Below are 16,464 nucleotides of genomic sequence, written 5' to 3' on the forward strand. Positions count from 1 at the left end.
ACAACTTCAATGGTATATGACAAAATAAATCTGTGCAAAATACATATATGTGTAATACGACTATGCGGACTTTATATACGCCAATCGTGAAAAAATTGACGCGGCAAAATGCGGGTGTTAAGATGTACGTGATTCTGACGCAATCGGTTTTGCGGAACCTTTTCGCCGCAAGAACCTGTTGCCTTCGAAATCGCATACAGTCTCTTACGCGCGCTTCGCGCGTGACGATCCTGTCTGCGTTTTCGAAGAGCTTATACAGTAATTGATATAATTATGGAATTGGTAGAATAGTATGAGACGTCGCAAGCTTGAATTTTTAATTTCGGTCACCATTCATTTTCTGTCCCTGATGATCAGCGGCATCTGTTCCTTTGCCATCCTTTATCTATGGGGAAAGTTTGTCCGCGCATTTCTGGCGCAGAATCTGTTCACGGAGATCGTTCTGCCGTATCTGATCGCAGGCTTTTTCATGATGCTCGTCACCCTTCACGATGAACAATATTCGATCCGGAAACCCACCTTTCTTTTCTGCCTGCGCAAAAGCTTCCGCTCCTCAGTCGTGCTCGCGGGCGCATGGGCAGTCATGCTCCTGATCGAGAAAAACGCGGTGACACAATCCAGGTATCTGTTCATCTTCACCATTGCCTTTTACTTTGTGCTTCTGACCTTTTCTCTTTACTTCTCGCAGAAATCGCTCAGACAGGCATTTTACAAGACCAAAAGCGCCACATTCGCCGCAATTATGACCTCCTGCGAGAGGGCGCCGGAGATCACGGCACTTCTGAAGAAGGACTGGTCCGTGAAGCTGGTGGGCCTGATTTTATTTGACGAGGGAAAATCCGGAGAGCCGCGGCCGAGAGAAATTGATCACGTCCCGGTCGTCGGCAGTTCCGGAGATCTGACTTCATGGATCCGTGTAAATGCCATCGACGAGCTGTTCGTCATCGGAGATTCCGGGCAGCTGGATGCTTCCATGCCTGCCATCTCGGAATGCGTCCAGATGGGCATCGATGTGCAGATGAATATCCCGCAGGTAGAACATGCCATGGAGAAAATCAGCATCACCGAGCATCGCTACACACCCCGGCTGGATAAACGGCTGACCTATATCGGAAGCGTTCCCTTCTTCATTCTGGAGGAGCCGCAGATGCGGCTGCGCTATGTATTTCTGAAGCGGTTCTTCGACATTCTCGGTTCCCTGATCGGCTGTGTCTTCGCCGGCATTTTCTATCTCATCTTCGGAACCGCGATAAAGCTGGAATCCAGCGGTCCTGTGATCTTCGCGCAGGAGCGGATCGGCAAAAACGGACGCACCTTCCGCATGTATAAATTTCGTTCGATGTATCAGGACGCTGAGGAAAGAAAGCAGGAGCTTCTGGAACAGAACGAGATGGAAGGCGGGAAGATGTTCAAGATCAGGGATGATCCCCGCATCACCCGCGTGGGGCACTTTATCCGAAAATACAGCATCGATGAATTTCCTCAGTTTGTGAACGTTCTGAAGGGCGATATGTCTCTGGTCGGAACAAGGCCGCCGACACCCGATGAATTCCACCAGTACGACAGCTATCACAAACGCCGTCTCAGCATGAAACCGGGAATCACAGGCATGTGGCAGGTCAGCGGCCGGTCAGAGATCAGGGATTTCGAAGAAGTCGTAAGGCTCGACTGCGAGTATATCGACAACTGGAGTCTGTCTCTTGACCTGAAAATCCTTCTGAAAACCGTTGTGCAGGTCTTTCGACACAAGGGAGCACAGTGAACTGTTCAGCTATGATCCAGTTTCAGACAGGTTAACATAAACAGTAACATATTTGTAAAGAATTATTTACTTTCTTCCCCGAGGATACAGTTAAAATAATCAGACGGGAGTAATAACGAGATAAAACACGCTGCGCGAGTTTTATCTCGCTATCGCGACGCTCGCCGCACACGAATACTTCGCATTCGGCTGCGGCTCACTGTTCGCGTAAATGAAAGAGCCGGATGATCTCATCCGGCTGTAAAAGGGGAGAGAAGTAAATAATGACACAGAAAATTCTGGCTGCTGATGACAACAGTCTGTTGATCAACCGTCTGAAAAGTTCGCTGGAACAGGACGGCTACCAGGTGACCGTAGCCGCAAGCGGCGCGGAGGCGCTGGAACTGGCGCAGAAAAACTGGTATGATCTTGTAATTACCGATGCGGTTCTGAAGGGCATGGCTGACTTTGAGCTGTGTGAACGCATCCGTGAATTTTCCGATGTACCGGTGATCATCCTTTCCGAGCGCAATAAACCCATGGACAAGATCATGGGATTCGATTACGGCGCGGATGATTATGTATCGAAGCCGTACAATACAAGAGAACTCAAGATCCGCATCCGCAAGGTGCTGAAGCGTTACCGGAAGGATGCCGGGAACCGTCCCGAGTCCGACCGCATAATCGTGGCCGGCAGACTGACCCTGGATAAGGACAGCCGGACGGCGTCAGTAGACCACAGGAAGATCGACCTCACCGTAAAGGAATATCAGCTTTTGAAGGAGCTCGCCTCCCGGCCCGGCAAGATCTTCACGCGAAACGCCCTGATCTTCAAGATATGGGGAACAGAATTCAGCGGAGACGAGAAGACGCTGGACGTGCATATCCGGCGGCTCAGGAACAAGATCGAAACCGATCCCTCGCATCCGCAGATGATCCGCACCAAATGGGGCGTCGGTTATTACTTCAGTACGAAATGACTCCGGGAGCAGAATCTTCGGAGTGGAGCCAATCAGCCCGGAAGCACAATCCTCCGGCTGGAGGCAATCAGCCCGGGAGCACATTCCTACGGCTGGAGCCAATCAGGCCGGGAGCACATTCCTACGGGTGCAGTCATTCAGATATCATCATGTCACGCCTGCCGGCACTCTTCAAATCCGGCAGGCTGCTTTTATGTGTGCCTGCCGGTGCTCGTGTGTGCCTGCCGGTGCTCGTGTGTGCCCACCGGTTCTCGTGTGCGCCCGGTGACGCACGTTTCTAACCGGTGAAAGTCGGGAATCCGCCCCTTAGCGGGAAGAATCCGGACGAAGACGAGGGCGGTCGATTATGAGGCGGAATCTGAACGGGAAATCCGGATACAGCCGCTATGTCAAAAAAGACATTGTAATTTCCCTGTATGGACGGTTATAATCATCGTGTAAAACGCCATACGACAGATACTATATATCGTGCCTCAAACTATAGAACAATGGATTGCACCTTGCTTTACGCTCCCGCAATCCTGCAGGGGATAACAATGAAGAAAAATGGATTACTAAAACCTTTCAGAAAGATCATGCTTCTGGTGCCGGTTCTGGTCTGCCTTCTGTTCACGGCGCACCCGGCTTATGCGTCCTCCGGATTTCGGGACGTGAGCGGAGCGTCAGCGGGAATTGTAGAATGGGCGGTCGAGAACGGGATCACCGTGGGAACCGGAAAGAACACCTTCTCCCCATCCGGAAGCTGCACCAGAGCGCAGATCGTGACCTTCCTCTGCCGGACCTACAAGAACAGGGTAAACGGAGCTGCACTTTCCGCAACGGAAAACTCGAATGCTGCGGCGGACTTCCGGGATGTTCCTGCAGGCATGTACTATTATGATCCGGTAAACTGGGCGGTGCGCTATGGCATCACCAGCGGGACGGGCTATCGGACCTTCTCTCCGGAGAAGATCTGCACCAGAGCGCAGGCCATCACGTTTCTGTGGAGATGCGCCGGTTCCCCGGATTCCGGATCAAAGGCGTCCAAGGTCTTCCGGGATGTCCCGGTCTCCGAGTACTATGCCGGCGCTGTCAGCTGGGCGGTATCGAACGGAATCACCGCGGGAACCTCTTCCAATTCCTTCAGTCCGAACCAGAATTGCACCCGTCTTCAGATTGTTACCTTCATCTACCGGATGCTCAACAAGGAGACCGCTGCCGGGGAATTACACCAGAGCGCGTCCGACACACCGGTTATCAAGGTATCCAGTGAGTACACCAGTCTCAACCTTGACACAAACCCGCAGGCAAACATCTATCTGAACGGTGTTCCCGAAGGTGACGCGAAGGCTGTGAAATGGGCAATCGCCACTTCCGAGAACGACGGGGCAGAAAACCAGCTGTCCGATGATATCTTTTCCTATCATAAGATTCCGATTGACGGGTTGAGCGCGCGGAAATACGTCAGTGGCTCCGTCCGCCTGTCGTCCTCGGGAGATGCCGCGACCGTGACCGCGTTAAAGCCCGGAGCCTCCTGCATTACAGCGACCTACAACGGCAGAAAATATCAGTTCCTCGTGTATGTAGACGGATATTACGATGAGCAATCCGTCCTATATCAGGGCAAGGCTTATGACCGCACCCTCGACCAGGCTTCCTGGGCGAAAGCGGTACTCGGTGCCTATCCGAACTTTTACGGAACCTTCCAGAGAAAATACAGCAGCCGGTGTCCGGACGATTTTTCAAAAATCATAAGCATTCTGCAGTTTTTCAATGACCTCAACTGGAAGTACGACGCCACAGACGACCTGGAGTCCGCCATCATCCGGAAAACCGGCATCTGCTGGGAGTGCTCGCTAATCACCTATGATCTGTGCAGCATCGCCGGAATTCCGGTCGAGAGCGTCATCAGTCCGTCCATGGACCATGAGTGGAACCAGGTGCTGATCAACGGAAGCTGGACTATGCTGGATGTGACATCGGCCGTGTACAGCGCGTACTATCCCGACGATCCGACACAGGCCGGTATCGTAAAGCTCCGCTTCGGAACCAACACCTTTGAGAGCGTTCCCGGGGACGCCTATGTTCACACCGGCGCCGAGCAGACCGGCCAGAAGAGCGCGGTGAACAGCGGGTTCCGCATGAATGTCGGCGGACAGACTCTGGATCTGACCAATTATGACAGCGTCCTCCTGTTCCGCCAGAAGCAGCTCTATATCTATAATGTCCCCGGCAGGGGGAATGCGCTTTCGAAGCAGCCGGCGGTAATCGCATTCAGCAGCCTGGGCTATCCTTCCAATGTCGGCGCATAAAGGGATCTGTCTCTAAGGATTGAAGAAAAATGACTGACAAAAAGAAATATGACCTGATTTATACAATACTGTTTGCTGTGCTGTTTCTGGCATGCTTCGGTATTTACCTGATTCTTCATCACAAAAGCTTTCTGCGGATCCCCGACGGCCTGAATCAGTACTATATGAGCTTTCTCTATCTCGGACGGTGGGCCCGCTCGATTCTGCGCGGCCTGATCGAGAACGGAAGCCTGAAGATCCCGCTCTGGGATCCCTCCATCGGATATGGGGCGGATATCCCCACGACCTTCGCGTTCTGCTTCTGGGATCCGTTCTGCTGGATCTCTGTATTCTTTCCCTCACGGTTTGCGGAATACGGCTATGAGATCATGATCGTTCTGAAACTGTACACCGCAGGCACGGCGTTCAGCCGGTACGCCTTTCACCGGTTCCGGGAGGGCGGAGCTTCTTCGGCGGCAGTCCTCGGCGGAGCACTTGTCTATGTTTTTTCCGCGGTATCCTACGCGGCATTCGGACAATCCACGCTGATCAATCCGCTGATTCTGTTTCCGCTTCTGATGATCGGGGCGGATCACCTCTACGAAAAAAGAAAATCCAGGCTCTATGTGATCATCCTTGCGTTCAGCTTCGCGCAGCGTTTCTCCACCGCATGCATCATGCTGGTCCTGATTGTCCTGTCCTATACGCTCCGGCTGACCGGAGAAATAATCGGACTGCGAAACCGGAAGAAACGGAAGGACATTGAGCAGAACCGGATCATCTCAAGACTCGATCCGGTCAAGAAGGGATCAGACACCCGCGCGCAGCACTACGCCATGTACGTGGCCAGGAGATCGGCAGCCAGAGACAGCGCCGACAGGCCGGCCCAGACATCGGTCAGCTCGGAATTCCGGATTATCATGCCGGAAAAGGGCAGAGGACGCTTCATCGCCGGCCTCTATCTCCGCTTCATCCTGGAGACACTTCTTGCCCTTGCCCTTTCCGCAATCAGCCTGATTCCATATATGCGGAACAGCTTCAGCGAAGGCCTTTCCACGATCAATCTGCAGGGAGGCCTCCTGACCTCAACGGCGGCGCATGACTTCTTCCGGAACTGCTTCCTTGGCTTCACGGTGAGCGCGGGGCTTCCGGATCACAGCAGCTGCTTCGGATTCGGCATCTTCACGATGATCTGTGTATTCGTGCTTTTCACCTGCCGGAAGAAATATCTGCTCATCAAGGCCGAGTTTCTCCTGATGACCATTTTCCTCTGTGTGCCGTTCATCGGACACTCCGCCGGAGATTTTCAGTACACGACCGCGAGGTGGATCTGGGCCTACACGCTGGTGACCGCGCTGATCACAACGGCAGCGGTTCCGGAAATTCCGCGGATAAACCGGAAACAGTGCATCGGACTCGCAGGCATGTCGGCCGCATACATCGCCACGGGCTTTCTTGTGTTTACACAGGATTATCTCGTCATGCTGTGGGTCTCCGTGATTCTCGTGGGCATGACCGCTGTATGCGTCAACCACAGTCTTAGGGTACAGCGGGAGCAGAAGAAGAAGTCCGCGCCGCAGTCGCAGCTGACGGAATATTCTCCGACAGACCGCCTCAAGACAGCCGCCGCGGTCGCGAAGGCCGCCAGAAACGCGGCCATGAACAGACAGCCGTCCTATCATCCCTCAGGGCAGCGGACAACCGCTGTTCTTTCGATTGTCATGGTCTGCCTGTCCTCCGTAATTATGAGCAGCATGTCGATCCGGAGGGAGAACATCTTCGCAAACCAGGTGACAAGCGGTGAGGCGTACAGCCGGGTGACGCAGGAGAGCGGTCTCTCCGTGCTCGACAGCCTCGATTTCTCGGACGGCGCCAGATTCAACACCGACGGGACGAGCCGCCTGGGGAATACCCAGTGGCTCTACGGGGTGAGCGGCACAGATTTCTCCGGAACCGTCTATAACCAGAACATCGACGATTTCCATGACAGCATCGCCCTCGCCAGCAGTCCGTCGGCCTTCTCCTACTCCGGACTCAATCAGAGAAGCGAGCTTCTGGCACTGTTCGGCGTAAACCATTACCTCGCCAGCTCCGGCACACACAAACTCCCGGTCGGATTCTCCGATACGCCGGAGAAAACCGGCACCAGATTCAATTCCTACGCACCTGCCGAAAAGAACTCCCTGTTCTACGTATTCCAGAACGGCATCACAGAGAAGGCTTATCTGTCCCTCCCGCCCCTGGAGCGTCAGCAGGCACTGATGCAAGCAATCGTGACCGACCCGTCCGTCTCGCAGAACACCATCTCCACCGATCAGCTGACGCTGGACACCGGCGTCATGAATTACAGCATCGAGACCGGGGACAGCGTGGAACTGACAAAGGTTATGCAGAAGAGCACCGGACAGGTCAGCTACATGGTTTCGGTAAACAGACCAGACGCCTATGTCGACCTGATTCTGGACAATCCCGTCTCCGCGGAGGACGACAGCAGAGAGGTTTACCTCTATCTCAAGAACCTGAGCTTTGTGAACGGCGGCATGGAGAGCTACCGGATCACCGTGCAGGAGATGTACCATCAGGATCCCGTCGACGGAGGTGGCGCGGAGCTGAACGGCTACACAACCTACAACTCCAAATACACCGGCAAGAAAAACTATCTCCTGAACATCGGAAGACTCACCGGAGCCTTCAGCAAAATCCGGATCTGCTTCCATACGGCCGGCACCTATACAATCGACGACATGGATCTCTTGCAGCGAAGCGACGAAAGCATCGGCCGGAACATTCATGCCCTGAACGATTCCGTAACGAACACCAGGACAGGGGTGAACTCCTGTTCCTGCTATGTGTCCATGAAAGAGGACGGCTACCTGTTCGCATCCGTTCCGTATTCGACGGGATGGACGATCTATGACAACGGGAAGGAGATCAGCGCGCAGAAGGCGGATCTTGCCTTTACGGCTGTCAGCCTGAATTCGGGTAGCCATCATATCACCATGCATTATCTGACACCGGGAATCCTTCCAGGACTGTACGTCACGATTTTCGCCCTGCTGATCCTGATCGTCGTATTCCGGAAGAAACAGAAGGTATGAATACATGATCGCTTGAGCAGTATCAGAACTGTATGAAGAAAGTGAGGATTTGTCATGTTCAGCTCTGTATATATAGAAGATCTGCAGCGGATCTCCGAAAGCAATGCCATTGATTACGCGGCCCTGAAGGACAGCACCGTCCTGATCACCGGCGCCACCGGGCTTGTCGGATCGAATCTTGTCCGGACGTTTCTGTACCTGAACGCGGTCCGGGGACTCGGCATACAGATCGTTGCGCTGATCCGGAATCGCGAAAAGGCGGATCAGATTTTCGGCGATCTCCGAAACGGAAGTCCGGCACTCCGGCAGATCACGGACAGATGCCTTACCTTTGAGATCTGCAGCCTGACCGAAGCGTCCGCAGAAGAGATCTGCGCCGGACGCGATGTCGATTACATCTTCCACACCGCCGGAATAACCGCCTCAAGGCTGATGGTCACAAAGCCCGCGGAGACGCTGGACGCGGCCATTCTCGGGACCCGTACAATTCTCCGGCTCGCCGCCAGAAAGAAATGCCGCTCGGTGGTCTACCTTTCCTCGATGGAGATGTACGGCACCTGCAGCATGGATCCCGTGACGGAGAACGACCTCGGATACATCGACCCGCTGAAGGTACGGAGCAATTATCCGGAAAGCAAGCGGCTCTGCGAGAATATGTGCGTCGCCTACCTGTCCGAATATCAGGTGCCGGTGAAGATCGCGAGGCTTGCACAGACCTTCGGCGCAGGCATACTGCCGACGGAGAACCGCGTCTTCGCGCAGTTCGCCAGAAGTATACGAAAGGGAGAGGATATCGTCCTGCACACGAAAGGCCAATCCGACGGCAATTACTGCTACCTCAGCGACGCTATCGAGGCACTGATCATCATCCTGCAAAAGGGCAGCAGCGGAGAAGCCTACAACGTGGCAAACGAAGCGGCGCACACGACCATCGCCGATATGGCGAGCATGGTCTGCGAGAAAATCTCCGGCGGAAAATCCGGCGTCGTCTTCGACATTCCGAAGGAAAATGTCTACGGATACGCTCAGGATGTGAAGATGCGCCTGTCGTCCGAAAAGCTCCGTTCCCTCGGCTGGAAACCGGAGATCGGACTCGAGGACGCCTACCGGAGACTGATACGCGATATGGACGAGAGAGGACTTTGACATGAAAGAAGGAAGCGGAAAAAACATTGCTGTTATCTTCGCCGGCGGCTCCGGCAGACGCATGCACACAAAGGATAAGCCCAAGCAGTTTCTGCTCGTACACGGCAAGCCGATCATCGTACACACCATCGAGCAGTTTGAGAATCATCCGGAGATCGACGGCATCGTCGTGGTCTGCATCAAGGGCTGGATCGACTATATGAACGACATGATCTACCGCTACCGGCTCGACAAGGTGAAGAGCGTCGTTCCCGGAGGGAAAACCGGACAGCTCTCCATCTACAACGGTCTATGCGCGGCGGAAGAAGCTTTCGGAACGGACGGAACCGTCGTTCTGATTCACGACGGCGTGCGTCCGTTGATTGACGCGGACACCATCAGCCGGAACATCACTGCCGTCCGTGAGTTCGGCTCGGCCATCACCTGTACCGTCGCGAAGGAGACCGTCATCCTTGTGGACGACACCGAGAAGGTAGACGCGGTTCCCGACCGCTCACGCTCCCGGTTCGCCAAGGCGCCCCAGAGCTTCTATCTGAAGGACATTCTGGCGGCCCACCGCCAGTGTCTGGCAGAGGGAAGGGACAACGTCATTGACTCCTGTACGATGATGCGGATGTACGGAAAGCCGCTCCACGTCGTCATCGGCAGAAGCGACAACATCAAGATCACCACACCCGACGACTTCTACATCTTCCGGGCACTGTACGACGCAAGGGAGAATAATCAGATAGGAGAGTACGAATGACAGACTCGAAAATCCGGAATTGCAAGGCTTCCCCGGGCAGAGCCGCAGACAAGCCGGGCAGGGAAAGGCAGATCCTCGCCTGCATCCTTCTGTGTGCCATCATTCTGACCGTCTTCGGTCTTACTCTGTATCATACCCGCCACGCGGGAAACAGGTGGACCGTGACCTCCTACGCGCCGGCAAACGGAAACCAGGGAACCTTTTACACCATTACCGATCAGAACAACCATCTCGTCATCGTAGACGGCGGCTATGATTCCGACGCTCAGCATGTTCTGAACATCCTGAAACAGTATAACTATCATGCGGACGCGTGGATAATCACCCACGCCCATCCGGATCACGCGGGAGCCTTCAACGCCATCCTGGCCACCTATCCGGACACAAACGTCACGATCGGCCAGATCTACACGACAAAGATCAACCAGAAGCGGTACGAGGAGACCGCACACGATTACGACGGTATCGACACCTGGTACACCTTCAACCGACTGACGCAGAAAATGAACAACGTCACTTATCTGAAGGCGGGAGATGAGCTGGACCTCATCGGACTTCATTTGAAGGTGCTGCACGCCTGGGACAAGGCAACCGAACAGCAGCAGGCCAATCTGCTGAACGACGGTTCTCTGATGCTCCGGATCTCCGGCAGAAAAACCTCCATGCTCTTCTGCGCCGACGTGCAGAAGGAGATGGAGGATGAGATCATTTCCTCTTATTCCGGCGATCTGAAATCCGATTACGTCGAATGCGGACACCACGGAAACTGGGGACTGGACACCAGGTTCTACGACCTCGTCGACCCGAAGACAGCATTCATGGACTGCCCCGACCAGATCCTCAATGACACGACCGGCACCTACGACGCCCCACAGCTCAAATCCTGGTTCGAGGGAAAAGGCGTGACCGTATACTCCTTCCACACCGCGCCGAATCATGTCGTTCTTGAGTAACAGTTACGCATGAGGACAGAATGGTGAGAACAGAATATTGACCCGCGACGGCGTCTTAGATATTATACATTATGAATAAAATAGCTTGTCAATAATTGGCATATTTGTAATATATTTTCGGTTGCATGATAAAAGAACATAGGAGTAGAATAAAAGCATTGTGATATTTTGGCTTTTCATGGGCATTCTTATCTGTTCTGTCCGGATGAGCCATGGTTAGGGGGAAAGCAGTTTTTATGTTGCCAAAAAAGAAATGGCTGCCGATCGCATGCAGTGTTCTTACCGTTCAGATTGTACTGGAGGCATTCGCGGCGTACCGGCTGATCTGGCTGAACATGCTGCCGGATAAATACGTATTGGCAGCCGTGGCTGTACTTGCAGCAATGGTCCTTTTATCGTGTCTGCTTTTATTCGCAGGTTTGGGCCACGGACCACACAGAGCCCGGAAGGTTCGGAGGATTATCGCCTGTGTGCTCGCAGCAGTCATGGCTGTGGGCTCTCTCGCGGCTTCCCTTGTAATGTACAAGGTGGATGAGACGGTACAGACGGTCACAACGACAAAGACAACGCTGCAGGCGATGGTCGGCGTCTATGTGCTCAAAGATGACAAGGCCCAGAGCATCCAGGACGCGCAGAACTACAGCTTCGGCATCATGGCTGATTATGACCAGGACAACACCACACAGGCAGTAAAGTCCATAGAGAACGAGCTCGGCTCAAAGATTGAGACGGTGTCACGTCCTTCCATGACCGAGAACGCACAGGCTCTGTATGACAAAAGCGTCCAGGCAGTAATCATGAACGAAGCGTATACCAGCGCCCTTACCGACACAGAGCAGTACGCGGACTTCTCCGACAAGACACGGCTTCTCTGCGAGATCCCGGTGGAGAAAACCGAGACCATCGATGCCAGTGAAACCGGGCTGTCAGCATCATCTTCAGGCTCTGACGAGAAAACGGAACTCAACCAGAAGGCGGCGAATTCCGACATCACGAAGGATCCGTTCGTCGTCTACATCAGCGGCTCAGACACACGAAGCCAGATGCTGGACACCAGCCGAAGCGACGTGAACATCCTGATGGCGGTCAATCCCCAGACAAGGCAGATCCTCCTTCTGAATACGCCCCGGGATTATTACATCCCGAACCCCGCCGGAGACGGCCAGCTTGACAAGCTGACTCACCTCGGCATCTATGGCATCGATGTATCTATGAAGGGACTCGCCGATCTGTATCAGGAAGATGTGGATTACTACGGGCAGATCAACTTCACCGGATTTGAGACGCTGATCGACGCCATCGGCGGCATCACCGTGGATTCGCCGCAGGCGTTTGAAGCGAATGGCTATTCCTTCAACGAAGGACCGAATACCATGGACGGCGCGCAGGCCCTCGTCTTCGCGCGGGAGCGGCACTCCTTCAGTTCCGGAGACAATGAGCGCGGCAGAAACCAGATGCGCGTCATCACTGCAGTCATCCAGAAGATCACCGGGGACAGCACGAATCTGCTGCTTCATTACAACGAGGTTCTCGACAGCCTCCAGGGCATGTTCGTTACAAACCTCACTTCCGATGACATTGCCTCCCTTGTGAAGATGCAGATCGATGACAACCGTTCCTGGAATGTGAAGTCCTACGCAGTCACCGGAACGGGCGGATCAGAATACACATATTCCATGCCCAGCATGAAGGCCTATGTCATGTATGAGAACAAGGATATGGTGCAGAAGGGCGTCGATCTGATCGACAAGGTGATGAACGGGGAGACGCTGAGTGATTCAGATATCGGATAAGACGGTTCACATCCCGGAAGCAGACCGATGACAGGAAGATTGCCGGCAGAATGTCAATCTAAGAAAGAACCAGAGAAATACTTTTACAAAGAGATACAGTGACAAATAAATACAGAGACACACACTGAGAGATGGAGGAAAAAGAGAATGGAAGACAACAGTAAACGGACCGGAACGACCGGAAACGTGCCGATCCAGGGCGGACAGCCGGATGACAACGTTATTCAGATCAATCTGACAGACGTATTCCGGACGATCGGAGCAAACTTCGGAAAGATCCTGCTGGTTGCACTCGCGTTTGCCATTATCACACTGGCTGTGACCATGTTCGCTATCAAGCCAACCTACCGCTCCTACTTCACCGCCTTCGTCAACAACCGTACAAGCAGCAGTGAGGATACGACGACATTGCAGAGCGGAGACGTGAGCGCCGCGCAGAGTCTGACCTACACCTACGCCTCCATCATGAAGAGCCGTCCGGTTATCGAGGACGCACTCAAGAAGGCAGGTCTCGATTCCAAATACGAGTATAAGGACATATCCGATGATATCACGACCGACATCGAGCAGAACACACAGCTCGTAACGGTTTACGTGATAACCGGGTCCGCGGAGGAGTCCTACCATCTCTCCAAGGCCATCGCTGAGATCGCTCCGGACTACATCGCCAGCATCGTAGAAGGATCCTCCATGAAGGTCGTGACCGCACCGGTCATGGCGACGCAGCAGTACAGCCCCAGTGTGACGAAGAACGTCGCGGTCGGCTTCATCATCGGTATGCTGCTGATGATGATTATCGTCGTTGTCCGCAGCCTGATGGACACCCGTGTAAAGGATGCCCAGGAGCTGGAGACACGGTTCGGCCTTTCCATCATTGGAACGATTCCGAACTACGAGCAGGCGGTGAAAGGTAACACCGGCCGGGAGAGATATTACTACAGGGCGCAAAACAGGAAAGGAGACCGCAGATAATGGGAGTATTTGACAACAGAAGAACGTCCGGACGTTCCAATTCCATCGAAAAATCAGAAACCAAGCTGATCCTTTCCGACAAGTCTCCATGGCCGGTTCAGGAAGCCTACAAGGCACTCCGTACCAATATCACCTTCTCCCTTCCGGGAACAGGGTGCAAGGTCATCGCGGTAACCAGCGCCCAGGCGCACGACGGAAAATCCACGATCTGTATCAACACCGCCATTTCCTTCGCTCAGCTCAACAAGAAGGTCCTCTTAATCGAATGTGACCTCCGTCTGCCGACGGTAGGCACAAAGCTGGAGATCCGCTCGGTACCGGGCCTTTCCGATACCCTGATCGGCGGCGCGCAGATCTCGGAAGCCCTTCGGAGAAACGTAAGGAACGGTCTCGATGTCCTTCCGGCCGGAAATATTCCGCCGGATCCGACCTGGCTCTTACAGTCAAACCAGATGAAAGTACTGATCCAGCAGTTCAGGAAGCTCTACGACTATATCCTGATCGACCTCCCGCCCGTCACAACCGTTGCAGATGCCTCGATTATGTCCCGGTACGCGGACGGCTTCCTGATCGCGGTACGGCATCAGATCACCGAGATGCCTGCCCTTGAGGATGCGCTTTCACAGCTGCATCTGGCGGAGGCAAAGGTTCTCGGTTTTGTATACAACGATGTGACCTCGGAAGGAGGCCATTACTACAAAGGCTATTACAAGGGGTATTACAAGAAGTAATTATGCTGTTCAGACAGGAAAAGAAACCATTTTATGATCTGCATCTGCATATTCTGCCGGGCATGGATGACGGCGCCAGAGATCTACAGATGTCCGCCGGCATGCTCCGGGAGGAGATCCGGCAGGGCTGCGAGGGACTGATTGCCACTCCGCACTATTATCCGACCGAGTCCATCTCTGACTTTCTTGCGAGACGGAAGAGAGCATTTGACGAGCTGCAGGGCTGGATCGAAGAAGAACTGCCTGATTGGGAAGGCCGGATCGGACTCGGGGCGGAAGCAGCCTACCACAACGGACTGGTCTGTGACCCGGATCTGGAAAAGCTCTGCATGGGTCATTCCCGCTATCTGCTGCTTGAAATGCCTTTTGAGAAGTGGACCTCCGGCGTGCTCCGGGATGTCCGCGTCCTGATCGCGAACGGAATCCGGCCGGTCATCGCGCACCTGGAGCGTTTTCCGGAATACGCGGGAGAGGACGCCATCGGGGAACTTCTGGAGATGGATGTCCTGATCCAGATGAACGCCGGTGCCCTGCTGCATCGAAGCAGCCGCCGCCGCGCGGTGACCATGGTGCGAAACGGCATCACCCAGATCCTCGGAACTGACTCTCATAATCTCGACAGCCGGTGCCCGAATATGAAGGACGGTCTGGAGATACTGCGAAAGGAACACCTCGGAAGACAGTCGGACGAGATTCTGGAGAATAATGCGGCCATCTATCAGGCGGCAATGGAATAACAGAGGACCTGTATCATGCAGTATGATGGATTAACAGAGGTCCATATCATGCAGCAATAGGATAATACAAAATCCGTATCGGCATACGGTGCAATCATCAGATCAGACAGACAGTTTCTGTACCCGGGCGGATACGATCAATTAAGTGAGGAGAAGCAGGAAAAGCGATGAATCATGATTCGGGATTTGAAAAATTTCTAACGACACTATGCTGTGTCGTTCTGGCGCTGGTCCTTGCAGCGCTTCTGATGGTAAGCCATATCCAGCAGAAGAAAACAACAAAGGAACTGGAGACAAAGGCAACGCAGGCCATGATGCAGGATGGAAACAACACCTATGAGACGACCGTCGTCTCGGGATCCTCCGCTTCGGATAGCGCAGCACCGGAAGAAACAGACAGCACGGCCACGTCGTCGTCCTCTTCCTCGTCTTCTGTGTCCGCAGTATCCGCAACTTCCGTCTCCTCGTCATCCGCATCTGACACAAAGAATGAGAAGACCAGCTACACCGCCATCAGTATCCGCGGCGACAGCTACATGGAGGATGACGCGGACAAAGCAAACGGTTATCCGGCAAAGCTCCAGGCCCTTCTTCAGGCTGCAGGCTCCGATATGACGGTGGAGGATGATACCTGGGACATGGCGGGAACCCTTTCCCAGATGTCCCTCGCAGGTATCGACCAGCAGACCGTTCAGAACTACATCAACAATCACACGCAGAATGGTCTGACCGACAGCTACGACACCATCGTCCGCGCGGATCTCAGTGAATATCTCAAGGACCGTGACGACAAATCCTATCTTCCGGTCCTTACCATGGGATACCACGGAGGCTGGGGAAATGACCTGAACGAGCTGATCGAACAGGAAAAGGCAGTTCTCGCGACTTATGAGAACGGAACCAGGGACTACCTGGTTCTGGGATCCTACCCGTCCGGCTGGACCGATCACAGCGCCTATGACACGGCCATGACCCAGGCATTCGGCAATCACTACATCAGCCTGAACAGCACCGTGACTGCATCGATGATGACCAACGATGGAAGACAGCAGATTGCTCAGACGATCTTTAATAAACTGAAGGAGCTTGGCTATATCAGCTGACGGATCATGCACAAATATGCGATGTATTTGTAGAGATGTTAAATTAGTCGGTTCACCATTTACTTTAGTGAGCATCGGTGTTATGCTAATGACATACTTATCGTGTAATAATATTATTTGCAGATCAATAAGTATAATTACAAAATTTAATCAAGCTATGCTTGAATCAAAAGCTCAATCATCAACTTTTTTTGA

General features: G+C 53.6%; 12 protein-coding genes. All 12 read left to right on the plus strand.

Annotated features, from left to right (window positions below):
• The first annotated feature begins 292 nt into the window (after positions 1-292).
• The 12 genes from ACTNDI_RS08400 to ACTNDI_RS08455 all read left to right on the plus strand — a co-directional run bounded on the left by ACTNDI_RS08400 (position 293) and on the right by ACTNDI_RS08455 (position 16,269).
• The gene (locus tag ACTNDI_RS08400) at positions 293-1,762 is read left to right on the plus strand and encodes a sugar transferase (RefSeq protein ID WP_441100536.1); all 1,470 of its coding nucleotides are present in this window, start codon (positions 293-295) and stop codon (positions 1,760-1,762) included.
• Positions 1,763-2,025: 263 nt separating this feature from the next.
• Positions 2,026-2,721 carry a response regulator transcription factor gene (locus tag ACTNDI_RS08405; RefSeq protein WP_441100537.1) on the plus strand — a complete coding sequence of 232 codons (696 nt, stop codon included), beginning with the start codon at positions 2,026-2,028 and terminating at the stop codon, positions 2,719-2,721.
• 536 nt (positions 2,722-3,257) lie between these two features.
• The gene (locus ACTNDI_RS08410; RefSeq protein WP_441100538.1) at positions 3,258-5,012 is read left to right on the plus strand and encodes an S-layer homology domain-containing protein; all 1,755 of its coding nucleotides are present in this window, start codon (positions 3,258-3,260) and stop codon (positions 5,010-5,012) included.
• Positions 5,013-5,041: 29 nt separating this feature from the next.
• Positions 5,042-8,089, plus strand: a complete 3,048-nt coding sequence (locus ACTNDI_RS08415) for a YfhO family protein (protein ID WP_441100539.1) — start codon at positions 5,042-5,044, stop codon at positions 8,087-8,089.
• A 54-nt stretch (positions 8,090-8,143) separates the two neighbouring features.
• Positions 8,144-9,235, plus strand: coding sequence for an NAD-dependent epimerase/dehydratase family protein (locus tag ACTNDI_RS08420; protein WP_441100540.1), 1,092 nt, complete (start codon positions 8,144-8,146; stop codon positions 9,233-9,235).
• A gap of 1 nt (position 9,236) precedes the next feature.
• Positions 9,237-9,980 (plus strand): IspD/TarI family cytidylyltransferase, encoded by a 744-nt coding sequence (locus ACTNDI_RS08425; protein WP_441100541.1) that lies wholly within the window; start codon positions 9,237-9,239, stop codon positions 9,978-9,980.
• Positions 9,977-10,933, plus strand: a complete 957-nt coding sequence (locus ACTNDI_RS08430) for a ComEC/Rec2 family competence protein (RefSeq protein WP_441100542.1) — start codon at positions 9,977-9,979, stop codon at positions 10,931-10,933. Before ACTNDI_RS08425 ends, ACTNDI_RS08430 begins: the two co-directional genes overlap by 4 nt.
• 236 nt (positions 10,934-11,169) lie before the next feature.
• A complete protein-coding gene (locus ACTNDI_RS08435; RefSeq protein ID WP_441100543.1) occupies positions 11,170-12,726 on the plus strand; it encodes an LCP family protein in 1,557 nt (518 codons plus the stop codon).
• Between the two features lie 147 nt (positions 12,727-12,873).
• On the plus strand, positions 12,874-13,698 hold the full coding sequence (locus ACTNDI_RS08440; protein ID WP_441100544.1) for a YveK family protein: 825 nt from the start codon (positions 12,874-12,876) through the stop codon (positions 13,696-13,698).
• Complete coding sequence (locus ACTNDI_RS08445; protein ID WP_441100545.1) at positions 13,698-14,429, plus strand: CpsD/CapB family tyrosine-protein kinase; 732 nt, start codon at positions 13,698-13,700, stop codon at positions 14,427-14,429. Before ACTNDI_RS08440 ends, ACTNDI_RS08445 begins: the two co-directional genes overlap by 1 nt.
• Before the next feature lie 2 nt (positions 14,430-14,431).
• On the plus strand, positions 14,432-15,166 hold the full coding sequence (locus ACTNDI_RS08450; RefSeq protein WP_441100546.1) for a CpsB/CapC family capsule biosynthesis tyrosine phosphatase: 735 nt from the start codon (positions 14,432-14,434) through the stop codon (positions 15,164-15,166).
• Positions 15,167-15,333: 167 nt separating this feature from the next.
• On the plus strand, positions 15,334-16,269 hold the full coding sequence (locus tag ACTNDI_RS08455; RefSeq protein WP_441100547.1) for a hypothetical protein: 936 nt from the start codon (positions 15,334-15,336) through the stop codon (positions 16,267-16,269).
• Positions 16,270-16,464 lie beyond the last annotated feature (195 nt).

Source organism: Bilifractor sp. HCP3S3_D3 (assembly GCF_052063915.1).
Taxonomy (GTDB): Bacteria; Bacillota; Clostridia; order Lachnospirales; family Lachnospiraceae; genus Bilifractor.

Coding starts and splice junctions, on each gene's coding strand:
- ACTNDI_RS08400 (WP_441100536.1), top strand. CDS start 293: ATGAGACGTCGCAAGCTTGAATTTTTAATTTCGGTCACCATTCATTTT.
- ACTNDI_RS08405 (WP_441100537.1), top strand. CDS start 2,026: ATGACACAGAAAATTCTGGCTGCTGATGACAACAGTCTGTTGATCAAC.
- ACTNDI_RS08410 (WP_441100538.1), top strand. CDS start 3,258: ATGAAGAAAAATGGATTACTAAAACCTTTCAGAAAGATCATGCTTCTG.
- ACTNDI_RS08415 (WP_441100539.1), top strand. CDS start 5,042: ATGACTGACAAAAAGAAATATGACCTGATTTATACAATACTGTTTGCT.
- ACTNDI_RS08420 (WP_441100540.1), top strand. CDS start 8,144: ATGTTCAGCTCTGTATATATAGAAGATCTGCAGCGGATCTCCGAAAGC.
- ACTNDI_RS08425 (WP_441100541.1), top strand. CDS start 9,237: ATGAAAGAAGGAAGCGGAAAAAACATTGCTGTTATCTTCGCCGGCGGC.
- ACTNDI_RS08430 (WP_441100542.1), top strand. CDS start 9,977: ATGACAGACTCGAAAATCCGGAATTGCAAGGCTTCCCCGGGCAGAGCC.
- ACTNDI_RS08435 (WP_441100543.1), top strand. CDS start 11,170: ATGTTGCCAAAAAAGAAATGGCTGCCGATCGCATGCAGTGTTCTTACC.
- ACTNDI_RS08440 (WP_441100544.1), top strand. CDS start 12,874: ATGGAAGACAACAGTAAACGGACCGGAACGACCGGAAACGTGCCGATC.
- ACTNDI_RS08445 (WP_441100545.1), top strand. CDS start 13,698: ATGGGAGTATTTGACAACAGAAGAACGTCCGGACGTTCCAATTCCATC.
- ACTNDI_RS08450 (WP_441100546.1), top strand. CDS start 14,432: ATGCTGTTCAGACAGGAAAAGAAACCATTTTATGATCTGCATCTGCAT.
- ACTNDI_RS08455 (WP_441100547.1), top strand. CDS start 15,334: ATGAATCATGATTCGGGATTTGAAAAATTTCTAACGACACTATGCTGT.